The sequence below is a fragment of the Pedobacter sp. 01T416_2 genome, from assembly GCF_056398925.1.
The window spans coordinates 1-12500 of record NZ_JBFTQI010000068.1 but is presented as its reverse complement, the minus strand read 5'-3'; the positions used below and the strand labels follow the sequence as shown (position 1 = coordinate 12500).

Sequence of the window (12500 nt, the reverse complement as noted above, 5' to 3'; positions counted from 1 at the left end):
GGGTATGCCCAGGCACTTGGTCCTTGATTAACCGCTTCCGGGTCGATAAACTTCTTGATTGAAGAAAACTCATATAAGTTTTCTCCTGTAACAAATACACGAAGACGGTTTACATGGAATTTTTTGGTCCATTGAACCGGTAGCGTATAACCAAGCGATACATTTTTGATTCTCAGGTAAGCACCATTTAGCAAATATTTAGTTTGGGGGATATCTAAACCCGATCCATAATTGGCATCAGCAAGCCACGATTGCAATACCGGGTATTGCGAATCGGTATTGGCATCAGCAAGTCCGGCAGCAATATATGACGCAGAGTGTTTAGCCCTTTGTTCTGGCGAATCAGCTGTTCCACGGTAAAAATCAAGGTTCCAAGGGTAAACGTTAGCATATGGCTGTTGATAAGGACCCCAGAAAAGGTAATGGTGCGGATAAAAATCTCTTTTTAATACGCCTTGCAAAAACACAGAAAGATCGAATCCACCCCAATCCATATTCAGGTTGGCACCAATGGTATAACGGTCAGAGCTGTTTCCAATGATTTTTAAATCTTTTGGATCGTTTGAACTCAGTCCTTTTTCTATTTTTTTGTTCCCGTCAAGATCTACATATTTTGGCCATCCCTCAACAATAGAAAGGGCTCCCCAAGGTATAAGTGCAGATTCATCTAAAGCGGCAATTTCCGCTTTATTACGGAAAACGCCATCATTCTGTAGTCCCCAAATTTCTCCAAGAACTTGTCCTTCGCGGTAATTTGAAAATAGGTTCTGATCATTTTTGAACTTGGTAATTTTGGCTTTAGAATCGGCCAGGAATACTTTTGCATCAAAGCTGAAAGGTTTTGAACCGAGATCAAACCTGTCTCTATAGGTTACCGAAAGTTCCCATCCTTTGGTGCGTAGATCGGCTGAATTCTGACGTGGTACACCGGTACCCAACACACCTGGTAGTTCTTGTCCTGCAGTAAGCATGCCTTTGGTATCGCGGATATAATAATCGAAAGTTAAAGAAAGTTTATCATTCAATAGGCCAATATCGGTACCCATATTCAAGGTAGAAACCCTTTCCCATGTATAGGTTTGAGGATCAACGCTTAGTCCCGGAGCCCCATTAATTACCTGGTTCTGCCCATTGCCACCAATTAAATAACCTGAAGTGCCTGGTACAAGAGATTGGATATAGCCAAAATCGCCCACATTCTGATTTCCAAGATCGCCATATGAGGTACGTAATTTGAAGGTAGATATTGCAGGTGAAAGTGACTTAAAGAAATCTTCGCCACTCACTATCCAGGCAAGCGATGCCGAAGGGAAAAATCCCCAGCGTCTGTCAATCGGAAAACGTGATGAACCATCATACCTTCCGGTAGCCTCCAGGATGTACCTGTTTTTGTAGGTGTAATTTAATCTCGAAAACGCACTATTGGTTGCATAAGCCGAATAGCCCGCACTGGCTGTAGCCGTACCGCTGGTAAGCGATAAATATGGCAGAGAAGAAGAAATAAGGATATCTTTACTTGCGTTTACAGTAGAATAGCTATAATCTTCGCTATTAAAACCTACCATTGCACTGAAGAAATGATCGCCTAGCGTTTTTTTATACGTGCTATATATATTAAATGCATTGTTATACAGGTAGCCATTGTTTTCGGTTACTGAACCGTTTCCACCTTCTTCGCGGATATCATTTGGGCCATAGCCAATTTTGTATTTTTTACTATCGTTATGTGTTTTCCAAAGCTCGCGTTTAAAAGATGCATCAGCATTTACCTGAAGATCGCCTTTTAAAAATAAGGCTGTAGCACTGGTAATGTTCTGGAAACCAAACATGTTTTGAAGGTTGTTCCCTCCATCAACAAGTTTTGCAGCCAATTTACCAGCAGCGGTATTTGCCCAGGTACCATCAGGGTTTTTAGCCACATCGGTAGGCATGAGGTAATACAGATCGGTAATGTTTCCGTTGGGAAGTGCTCTTTTGGTCTGATAAATATTCAGGTTATTATCAACTTTAAGCCACGAAAGCGGAGAAAAACCCACTTTTGACCTTAGTCCATAACGGTCCCAATAATCGGCAGTAAGTTTGTTTAGTCCGTTATCTCTGCTGTAATCTGCTGAAAGGTAATAGGTTAATGGTTTTTCGTTTACGGCAGCTCCACCAGAAAAGGTAAGGGTATGGCTTTTAGATAAACTCGAGTTATTGAAAAAGTAATTGTACCAATCGTTGCTACCCATATAGGCCCATTTGGTAGGATCGGTTGGGTTTAACCGGGTATCGGCTATGGAAGGATTATCTGACCGTTCCTTTGCCCAGCGGTAATACTCATCGTTATAATTCACATAATCCCATGGGGTATTATCCGTAGAGGTTTCCAAAACCCTCGAAAAAATATAAGGATCGGTTACTGGTTTAGGTAATAGGGTTGGTTTTCCCCAAGATTGCGGGTATTGTAGCTAATTACATTATTGCCTGCAGCACCTTGTTTAGTGGTAATCAAAATTACGCCAAATGCGGCACGTGCTCCATAAATGGCTGCCGATGCCGCATCACGCAATATTGTAAACGAAGTGATATCAGAAGGGGTTAAGCGTAACATATCGTCATTGCTTGTAGCAGGAATACCATCAATAACAATTAATGGCGAGCCACCGTTAATAGAAGTATATCCCCTGATGTTGATGTTGGGTACACTGCCCGGCGCACCACCTGCATAAGTGATATTCAACCCAGGACTGATACCCTGTAAACCCTGCAATACGTTGGTTACCGGTCTCGATTCGAGCTGCTTGCCAGAGATCTGATCAATTGCGCCGGCAACATTGATTTTTTTCTTGGTTCCAAACCCAACTACCACTACCTCATCGAGGTTGGCAAAGTCAGGAGATAGAGAAACGTCGATTTTTGTTCTTCCAGCAACGGCAATTTCCTGCTGCTTGTAGCCGATGTAGGAAAAAATAAGGGTGGCATTAGGTTTTACACTGCTTAAGGTGTAAACACCACTACTGTTGGTAGCGATGTGCAGGTTTGTGCCTTTTACAGTAATGTTTACGGCAGGGAGCGTTTCGCCCGTCTTTGCGTCAGAGACCACACCTTTAATGGCGATCCCTTGAGCAAAGCCACTAGCGGATAGGATCAACAGCGTGAACATCCAGAATAGCTTTTTTTTCATTTTTCTTATTATTTAGTTGTTTGATTTGGAATGATAAGCACTTTTCAGCGGCGCTAAATTGAACATATCATATTAAAGTTAAGTTAAGACTAAATTAATATATTAATTGAATGTTCATTCAATCTATTAAGAAAAATAAATTTGCAGAATACAACTACTTTTGATTAGTTTGCCTAATTAAATTAACTGCACGATGGGACGTAAAAGTCTAAAAGAGACAAGACGACTGGAAATTATTAAGGTATTTTACCAGGTGGCCAAGAAAGAGGGTTACGAAAATACCTCTATTGCGAAGATTGCAAAGGTGATGGATATTAACCCAAGCCTTATTATTCATTATTTTGAAACCAAAGAAGGACTTACCTATGAACTGATCGATCATATACTCGATCGGTATTTATTGATTTATACGATAAAGCACAAAGGGAAAGCAAAACTAGATGATTTACAGGGCACTATTGAAATGCTGTTTTCTAAAAAATGGAACCTGCTTTTTGATGATGGATTGTTTTATACCTTTTATGCTTTGGCATTCAGGGAGAAAAAGATCAAGTTGAAGTATAAACTTATTTTGGATGCCCTCCGCAATGGTCTAGCTTTAATGATTGAACAGTGCAACGAACAGGATATTACACATGTGGAGAACCCTCAGGTTGCCGCTGATTTTATTTTTGTACTGGTTGATGGTGCATATTTTTACCTTTCAATGGAAAGCGATAAAAAAGCATATTTAGATCGTTTAGCGTATTATAAACAAAAGGCATATGATGCTCTTTCTATACCACCCCTTAAGGCTGTTTCTGCTCCCGTTTGCTAAACTGCCTGCTTAAAGCATACAAACCAATAGACATCCAGAGCACATTTGCTGCGGCATTTGGTAGATCGTGGGTGTCTAACGCAGTTATAGCTAAACATAAACCACCCAGTATGTTAAGTGCCTGAAAAGAGAGAGAATCGGCACGGATTAATTTCATGCTTAAAAAAAGGTACCCAAGTGTACAAAATAGCACTCCAGACCATCCGATAATTGACATCACTAAATTCATCATGTTGTATTGTTTGCTAGTAAAGCTATGAAATAATGTGATTACATCTATAGGAATCAGCGGGCAAAAAATCACTTTGGTTTAGATTTTTGCAGCCTAAATAATTGCTGAAATAGATTTGTTTGCTGCGTCACATATTTTAAACAGCACTGTGTATTTTAAACACAAACTGTTATATTTAGCTGAAACAAAAGTAAATATGGATTTGAACATGGTTACCCTCAGCGTGATCAATTACATTAATGATTATGATTATTATAACTCGCTTACAGATTTAAATAGCGATACAAATTCAAAATCTTTTACCAAACTGAACGAAATTAGGGAAAGGAATAAACGTCATATTACAGAGCTTTTTCCTAATGTGAAATTTCGCGATAGTAAAAACCAGCTACTTGCAGTGGGCAGTTTTAAGCATGCGGTTAAAGCAAGGATCGAAACATTATCGAAGAAGGAAATAGAAGATTATCTCGAAACATTTAAAAAAGATGCTAAAAAAATAGCCAGGTTTTATAGAAGGATCAGGAAATAACTGCGAAAATTCCCTGATACTGAGGTGATAAACCTGTTTTGGTATTGAACAGGTTATTTTATATTAACATTAGCACTGTATTTTTGGTTATCTATATGGTTAGTATAAGTTTTCAATTTTTTGTATCATGACAGCAGCAATCGATTCAATCGGCAACGACCATTTTCAAGGCGTATGCCCATGTGGTAAGGGTGATAAATCGGATATGGAAAGAATTCCACGGACATTTATGATGAAAACCCTGTTATTCTGGTTACCCGTGAAACGTTATAGGTGTTACCGCTGCATGCGTAACCGCTGGGTACTTGGAAGAAAATCACATCAAATCAGCCGATAAAAATCTATTCGTGTAAAACCAGGATTGCTTTTACTGATTTGTTTAATACCTGATTAACCGTACTACTGGTAAATAACCGGTAAATAATATTGTGGTGATGTTTAACTAAACAAAGTATATCAGTGTGGTTGTTTTTAATGAAATCCATAATACCGTTTGGAGCACTACTGTCCATAATGTAGTTAAATTCTATTTCTGTATCTGGAAGTAACGCTCTAATTCTTTTTTCTCCGGTTTGGATATGTACCTCATCCGATTTCTCAGCAACATAAAGTACCTGCATTTTTCTTGTACCCGAAGCTTTTAAGAGTTCGCTCAGTGCTGTAATATCTTTAGGTGATAAAACGGTTTCATAGTCTGTGGCCAGTGTAATAATCGGGAAGTTTGTAAAACTGCTTTCTAAAGGAACAATTAGCGTTGGGATTCTCATTTTAGTAACCACCATACTAGCGTTGCTACCCACAATACCACTAATGCCGGTTGCCCCGGTAATGCCCATTACCAAAAGTTCTACCGGATTGTTTTCGGTATGATTGGTAATTACTGCCCTTAAAAAACCAACATCGCATTTAGTTTCCAATTTAATATCAGTGTGGTTTTCTTTTGCTTTAATGTTTTCGGCCCATTCTTTTAAGGCGATCCTTTTGTTTTCGTAATAGGATTCGATAAAAATGGCATTATAGGTACTGTTGTTTATGCCTTCGGTAGGGTGGATGGCGTGGATGGCCACAACCTCCATTTTTAATGTTTTTGCCATAGCCAAAGCGTAAGCCAGGGCATTTCCTGCACTTCTCGAAAAATCTGTTGCTACAAGTATCTGTTTCATTTTTTGAAGGATAAAATGGGATTTGAAAGAGGTTAGATAAACAAATGAAAAAGCATAAATAACAAGATGGCTAAAACGATCGATACCGGCAGAGTAAGTATCCAGGCTAAGCCAATATTTTTTAAGGTATTATTGTTTAAATTTTCTTTTCCGCCAGAGGCCACCATGGCACCGGCTATTCCGCTCGATAGTACATGTGTGGTACTTACCGGTAATCCGAAGGCGGTACTTAAACCGATGGTAGATGCGGCTACAATTTCAGAAGTTGCACCCTGAGCATAATTTAAATGTTCATTTCCAATCTTCTCGCCAATGGTAACCACTATACGTTTCCAACCGATCATGGTGCCAAGGCCCAGTGAAATGGAAATTAAAAGTACAACCCATAAAGGTGCAAACTCAACCACTTTAGCTAATTCGGTAGTATTATCAGCAAGAAGCTGATCGTCTGCTTTGTTAATTATCAGTGTTTTATCTGTCCTTACTACTTTTACCGAAGCAATTACTTCTTCTATCTGCTTACGGAAAAGATAGGTATTTTTTTTATCTGTTTCATTTTTTAGCGACAGGTGGAATTTAGCCTTATCTATTTTAGTTACCAGTGTATTAATATCCAATCTTTTGCCCTGATTAAGCGCTGCTGTTTTTTGAAGTACCTGTTCGGTTTGGTTCAATTGGAAAAGTACTTTATCATTCGGGATATGGTGATTTACTGCAAATTTTGCAGGCAAAAAAGCAATCAGGATCAGCATAAGCAAACCAACACCCTTTTGTCCGTCGTTACTGCCATGGAAAAAGCTAACTAAGGTACAAGTGGTGATGAGTAAGCCCCTAATGAGTAAAGGAGGACGGTCGTTTTCACCGTGTGGGATATGGAAAAGCGCATGATACTTTACGGTATGTTTTAAAAAGTACATCAGCAAAACGGCAAGTCCAAAACCAATAATGGGCGATAAAATTAACGATAAGCCAATTTCTTCGGCCTTGCCCCAGTTTACGCCTTTACCTCCGTAGTACCAGGTAAAGGCCAGGCCAGCACCAATCATAGCGCCTATCATAGTGTGCGAACTCGAGCAGGGGATACCCAAATACCAGGTACCCAGATTCCATGCGATTGAGGCCAGTAAAACGGCCAATACCATAGCAGCACCCACGCCAATAGGAAGGTTCATTAAGGCATCTAATGGAACAAGTTTTAAAATGCCCATGGCTACGGCAATCCCACCGGTAAATACACCCATAAAATTCCAGAACCCCGACCATGGAATAGCGATAACAGGTCTAAGTGCTTTGGTATAAATCACTGTAGCTACCGCATTGGCCGTATCGTGGAAACCGTTAACAAATTCGAAACCAACCACGGCAAGTAAGCAGATTATAAAAATGATGACAAGAGGAGTACTTAAATCGGTGTTTCCCAGAAAGGGAATGATGTTGCAGAACGACGGCATAAGATCAGTTTGGATATCCATAGCAGATAACGGTATCTGCGCTATTCAAATAAATGAATAAGTAGCTGATTTAAATCGTGTTGTAGGTTAAATGATTGTTATCAATAGGTTAATGCGCAAATTGTAATAAAAGAAAAAGGGAACACCTAGTGCAATTGCTTGGTTTTCCCCATTTTCTATAAAATAAATATAAATCCTATTGAAAATACTGAGAAAGATCTGTTAATCTTCCACCTGATACATAAATAGATCTGGTTGGAGTGGTAACAGCTGTTCTGGCATCTGCAATTACAAATAACTTTGATTTTCCTGCTTCAAAATTTATCCCGTTTTCAGCAAAGGCTGCAGTGATTCTACCCTCATTAGGCTTTAGCGTATAACCATTAAGCACTAAAGGAGTACCAGGAGTATAAGGCTCGGTATTGGTTCCTTTTTCAACAATATCAAAACTGTAAATATAATTTGTCCCTGGTAAAGGAGGTAGTTCTATCGAATTAAAAGATCCATTTTTAGGTAAGGTAAATCTAAGCTCGGGTGTTACTTTTGCTCCGGCAGTTGTATTCGATGCAGTTTTAAGCCTGGTATAGAAAACAAGGTCTACATCAACATTTTTAAATTGATTCGGAAATGTAGTTTCAAATTTAGCTGTCAGCATCATGTTAGCAAGATTAACAGGTGGATCAACTTTTACATTATCGACTATTTTAATGCCATCAAAAAAGAAGCCGATATTTTGCTGTGCCGTGACCGATTCGATTGTTTTGGTTAAGAGAATAGCAGTTTCTCCTTTTTTGCGGACGGTGATTTCTCTTGTAGTACCTTTATCAATCAGGACGGAAGATAATTTATCTATGGCGCCATTACCTGAAGAAAATAGAGTCCCATCCAACAGGAATTCGAGTTCGCCAGATAGTGCATAGCCTTTAAGTCTTAATGAAATGGCATTGTTATATATTTTGGTCCCATCATAAAACAGGCTAATATTCTGATCGAATGGAGTAGCCATAATGGTTCTGGTAAGCAATATTTCGGAAGTACCCTTTTTTCTGATCTTTAAAACGGCATTCTGGTCTTTTACGGCAAGCAAGGTTTTTAAACTGATGCCACCTGCGGGCGGAGTAGCTATTATACTGTCTTTATATAGGTATTCGAGCTCAACACTGGTTGTCCCACTAATGCTTAGCTGGATAATTTTAACTGGTTCTGGCTGTAGGAGTTCTGCTTTGCGACAAGATAAACTTAAGACTGCAAGAGTAGAAAGAAAGAAAAGGGTAAAAATTTTTAGTTTCATATAAAGTGTCATTACATTTAAAAACAGTTGCCTGTTTTTATAATAAAGAGACCATACCCTAGGGTATAGCCTCTTTGTGTTAAGAGAGAAAAAAATTAGAATACAAGTTTAGACCAGCCAGCTGACCAGGTTGGTAAAGTAACCGTAGCTGGAGAACCTGGCGTGTTGTACCATGGTTGGCTTACACCAAAATAACTTGCATTGGTTGGGTTAACAACTAATGAGTTACCACCACCATCAACGTAAGTGCCAGATGCTGTAGTGATTGCGTTAACGAAACCATGAACAGATGTAGTACTGATACTTGAAACACCGGCTGGAGCATCTGCATCAAATGCGATACCTGTGTTGTAACCAGAAACAATTACATCGATCAAATCAACTTCAGAACCTCTACGCTCGCGGATACCGTTACGGTAACCTAAACCGGCAATACCTGAAGGATTTTCAGTTCCGAATATACTTACGTTAATTAAAGTTGGGTGTGTTTTAGGGGTTRGGCTAAATGTAGCATCTTCTGCAGTCGCATTGTTATCAGATTCGATACCGTTAGAATCGCTGTTACCACCACTTGTACTGTGGGTTGAATTTTTATCGGCAATGGCTACTGCATCACTTAATGTACCTGTAAAACCATTGTCGAAATCAAATTGATCATCATCAGAAGCTAAAGCAATTAAATTGCTTGCGTTAACTGTACCACCGAAAAATTCGAATCCATCATCAAGACCGTAAGAAACCTGTACGTGATCGATAGTTGTACCGCTACCTACACCGCCTAAAGTTAAACCGTTAACCTCAACGTTTGGAGCCAACTGGAAACCAGCATACTCAATACGTACATATTGGAAGGTACCACGGTTATCGGCATCGTCAGAACCTCCGTAATGGAATTTAGATTCGTTAGCTAAACCTTCAATCAGTTTATCACCAACGTTGATCGTTGCATTACCTAAAATAATGGTACCACCAAAATCACCAGGTTTACCTGTTGTGCTGGCATCACCATCTAAAAGGTAACGGCTGGTGAATACAATCGGATCGTTAGCTGTACCAACAGCATTAATGGTACCGTCTTTTGCAATAACCAATACACCGTTCTGTACACCAGGAGTATTAACTGATGCTTTGATATAAGTACCAGCCTGGATGGTTAATGTTGCACCGTTTCTAACCGTTACTACACCACTAATTTCGTAAACATTTCCTGGGGTCCAGGTAACAGAGCTGGTAATGTCTCCGCTAACGGCTACAACAGGTAATGATGATTGTGAATAATCTGCGGCTGAAGTGCTGCGGTTGCCAAATGCAGGAGAACCACCTTCATTTTTTTTACAAGCTGTAAAAGAAACAGCAACAATTGATAAAAGACCGATTAAATTTTTGAAATTTTTCATTTTCGTTTTTTGTTTTTCATAGGATCTTATAGGTAGGATCCATGTTTTTTAGGTTGATTTTTTTCGTTATTTAGAGGTAAGGGCAGATAATTCCTTCTTTTTTATGGAAATAAAGGCCTACATATCGCTAAATAGGATGTTTTTTATATCTTAGTATTTCTTTATTGATAACTAAGAAGAGCTGTTAGCCGCCCTTGGCTTTTAACAGTAGGTTTTTTAAATATTTCAGGTTTATCCTGGATTGCCGTTCCACTAGAAATGATCGGTTTAAACGAAGGGTTCTGGTACAACCTTTCGTTTTTTTATGGCTATGCAGGAAACTTCGTTCCTCCTTTCTGATTAACTGGTTTAACCTTATTTATACTGTTTTTCATGGTAGTTTTAAAAATTGTAGGTAATAGAGGTACTGTATGTACGGCCGAATTTTTGAGAGAACAGGACCTGATCGCCATCTTCCAATTTGTTTGTAAAGCCGGGTTTTAAGCGGTTTAAATTACTATAGTCAGCCGTTCCGGGAACATAATCGGGATTACGCTCATAGCTTCCTGTATTTCTGAAAATAACCGATGCTTTATTAAGCAGATTGCCCGCATTTACCTTTACCTCGAACCTTTTTTTATAAAATTTATAACTCACCTGTGCGTCAATCTGGTCTCTCGGGTTTTCGTATTCGATGCGGTTAAGCTCTGCACTAACAAGTGTTGTTTTCCGCCCTGATTTATTGTAGGCAATATTAAACCCAAAATGCTCATCCAAATACTGTAAACCTGCGTTGATGAGGTAAGGAGATTGCCCGTACATATTTCTTTTTACTTTGGTATTTACAACCATTTCGTTTCCATCAGGCCCAGCTGCTTTATAAGTACCTACAACATCGGCAGTTTGCAAAGTGAGATTGCCATAAAGGGTAATGCGTGATAAAAACGGATTGCTGGTAATAAAGCCAAGGTTTTTCCTGAGTTCGAATTCTAAACCATAAACTTTAGCTTCATCAGAATTTAAGATGTAGTAAAAACCACTATTTCCGTTCGATAAACTAAAAGTAACTTCAACAGGCTTATCAAAGCGCTTGTAAAAGGCACTAGCCGAAATGATTTCACCTAACCCTGGGAACCATTCTACTTTAAAATCGTAATTTTTAATTTGTGTACTCACTAATCCTTGATTACCAAACTGCGCATCGAACATAGGATCATACCTGAAAAACTGACTGTTATCCATTAACTCAGGTCTGATGGTTGTGTTAGAAAAAGCAGCCCTAATATTGATCGCTTTGGTTGGGCTATAAGTAAGGTTGGCCGATGGTAACCACCTCCATTTCTTTTCGTATGGCAACGCAAAAGAACTTGCTCCCCTTACATTAATATCATTACGTAATTCGGTGTATTTATAATATTCGGCTCTAACGCCCCAAACCAGGCGCAGTTTTTCGGCAAGGCGGTTATCCAGCATCAAATAGCCAGCCTGTGTAATGCTTTTACCTTTATAGCCATTTAGAAAATAATTGTTTATATAGTAATTGTAACCGTTATTACCAATTTTTGCTGGATCAATCATTTGGGCAATTGGGATATACCTTAAACTATCGGCTATTGTTGGGCTTTGAACCAATGATGCAATTTGCCAGTTTAACGATCCTTCCTTATGTATACCAAAATAACCTGTTTTGAAGCTGTTGTTTAATGGCCCGGTTTTAAATGGTATGCTGGCATCTCCATTCCACGAAAAATGATGTTCATTATTACTATAGTTATGGCGTGAAGTGGGTTTTATATAACCTTCTGATTGTGCGCTCGCTCCATAAAAGTATTCGTAATCGTTACCTACTTTTTTTAAGTTCTGTGCAGCAATGCCAAGATCTTTTTCTTTCCGGTCTATAGATGTTCTGGATAAATTCCATTCTAACTTTACCTTTCCAACCTGGTGCTGACCGTTCAGCTTATTTTGTGACAAATCTGTATAGGTAGGATCGTCTGCTTCTATAATTCTGTTGGGTTTTAAGCCAGCAGCAAAGAAATTTCCACCTTCGTCAGTGTCATAACCAATGGTTCGGACAAGATCGTTGTTGTAGATATGCGTATAGGTATTGCGGAAACTGAATCGGTTTTTATCCAATTGTAAACCCACATTGATCATTGCTGCAAGGGTGGTATTGAACATGTATTTGGCACCAGTGTTGGTTGTATTGGGGTTCCAGTCGCTTCTGGTTTGCTGTTCAATTGTATTGATGTTCTGGTTGTTGCGATAATTTAAAGATGCGGTAAAACCAAGTTTTTTGTTATTCGTGGTATCGATACCAATTATCTTCCCAATAGTAAACTGATAGTTTTGCGATGGGGCAGTTTTATATTTATACATCGTAAAATTATCTTTGGTAAACTTCTGGCTCTGTGCAATCAGCTTTTGCTTATACTGCTCATCTGTAAGGGTATTATTGGGTGAAATGGTACGGTC

At 39.0% G+C, this 12500-nt stretch carries 10 protein-coding genes; 2 read left to right on the top strand and 8 right to left on the bottom strand.

From position 1 onward, the window contains the following. Positions 1 to 2372, bottom strand: a 2372-nt coding sequence (locus tag AC1DPQ_RS04875) for a SusC/RagA family TonB-linked outer membrane protein (RefSeq protein ID WP_477608198.1), incomplete at its 3' end; no start/stop codon positions are given. A 26-nt stretch (positions 2373 to 2398) separates the two neighbouring features. After that, the gene (locus tag AC1DPQ_RS04870; RefSeq protein ID WP_477608196.1) at positions 2399 to 3166 is read right to left on the bottom strand and encodes a carboxypeptidase-like regulatory domain-containing protein; all 768 of its coding nucleotides are present in this window, start codon (positions 3164 to 3166) and stop codon (positions 2399 to 2401) included. A gap of 193 nt (positions 3167 to 3359) precedes the next feature. On the opposite strand from AC1DPQ_RS04870, the gene AC1DPQ_RS04865 reads away from it, so the two are divergent. Further along, the gene (locus AC1DPQ_RS04865) at positions 3360 to 3983 is read left to right on the top strand and encodes a TetR family transcriptional regulator (protein ID WP_477580601.1); all 624 of its coding nucleotides are present in this window, start codon (positions 3360 to 3362) and stop codon (positions 3981 to 3983) included. Here AC1DPQ_RS04865 and AC1DPQ_RS04860 read toward each other — a convergent pair. Next, on the bottom strand, positions 3955 to 4200 hold the full coding sequence (locus AC1DPQ_RS04860) for a CBU_0592 family membrane protein (protein WP_477580603.1): 246 nt from the start codon (positions 4198 to 4200) through the stop codon (positions 3955 to 3957). The genes AC1DPQ_RS04865 and AC1DPQ_RS04860 overlap by 29 nt on opposite strands. Positions 4201 to 4423: 223 nt before the next feature. Here AC1DPQ_RS04860 and AC1DPQ_RS04855 point away from each other — a divergent pair, with 223 nt between their 5' ends. Then, positions 4424 to 4744: a hypothetical protein gene (locus tag AC1DPQ_RS04855; RefSeq protein ID WP_477608194.1), complete on the top strand. Its 321-nt coding sequence runs from the start codon at positions 4424 to 4426 to the stop codon at positions 4742 to 4744. A 341-nt stretch (positions 4745 to 5085) separates the two neighbouring features. Here AC1DPQ_RS04855 and AC1DPQ_RS04850 read toward each other — a convergent pair whose 3' ends face one another. The 5 genes from AC1DPQ_RS04850 to AC1DPQ_RS04830 form a co-directional block, all read right to left on the bottom strand. After that, positions 5086 to 5907 (bottom strand): universal stress protein, encoded by an 822-nt coding sequence (locus AC1DPQ_RS04850; RefSeq protein ID WP_477580597.1) that lies wholly within the window; start codon positions 5905 to 5907, stop codon positions 5086 to 5088. A 32-nt stretch (positions 5908 to 5939) separates the two neighbouring features. Continuing rightward, complete coding sequence (locus AC1DPQ_RS04845) at positions 5940 to 7379, bottom strand: inorganic phosphate transporter (protein WP_477608192.1); 1440 nt, start codon at positions 7377 to 7379, stop codon at positions 5940 to 5942. Positions 7380 to 7554: 175 nt separating this feature from the next. Next, entirely contained in the window at positions 7555 to 8649 is a 1095-nt protein-coding gene (locus AC1DPQ_RS04840) for a hypothetical protein (protein WP_477580593.1), read from the bottom strand. Between the two features lie 95 nt (positions 8650 to 8744). Continuing rightward, positions 8745 to 10046: an autotransporter outer membrane beta-barrel domain-containing protein gene (locus AC1DPQ_RS04835; protein WP_477608190.1), complete on the bottom strand. Its 1302-nt coding sequence runs from the start codon at positions 10044 to 10046 to the stop codon at positions 8745 to 8747. A gap of 381 nt (positions 10047 to 10427) precedes the next feature. Continuing rightward, on the bottom strand, positions 10428 to 12500 hold a 2073-nt coding region (locus AC1DPQ_RS04830; protein WP_477608188.1), incomplete at its 5' end, for a TonB-dependent receptor domain-containing protein.

Bases quoted from the DNA above. Each gene is read 5' to 3' on its own strand.
- AC1DPQ_RS04870 (WP_477608196.1), bottom strand. From the start codon at position 3,166: ATGAAAAAAAAGCTATTCTGGATGTTCACGCTGTTGATCCTATCCGCT.
- AC1DPQ_RS04865 (WP_477580601.1), top strand. From the start codon at position 3,360: ATGGGACGTAAAAGTCTAAAAGAGACAAGACGACTGGAAATTATTAAG.
- AC1DPQ_RS04860 (WP_477580603.1), bottom strand. From the start codon at position 4,200: ATGTCAATTATCGGATGGTCTGGAGTGCTATTTTGTACACTTGGGTAC.
- AC1DPQ_RS04855 (WP_477608194.1), top strand. From the start codon at position 4,424: ATGGTTACCCTCAGCGTGATCAATTACATTAATGATTATGATTATTAT.
- AC1DPQ_RS04850 (WP_477580597.1), bottom strand. From the start codon at position 5,907: ATGAAACAGATACTTGTAGCAACAGATTTTTCGAGAAGTGCAGGAAAT.
- AC1DPQ_RS04845 (WP_477608192.1), bottom strand. From the start codon at position 7,379: ATGGATATCCAAACTGATCTTATGCCGTCGTTCTGCAACATCATTCCC.
- AC1DPQ_RS04840 (WP_477580593.1), bottom strand. From the start codon at position 8,649: ATGAAACTAAAAATTTTTACCCTTTTCTTTCTTTCTACTCTTGCAGTC.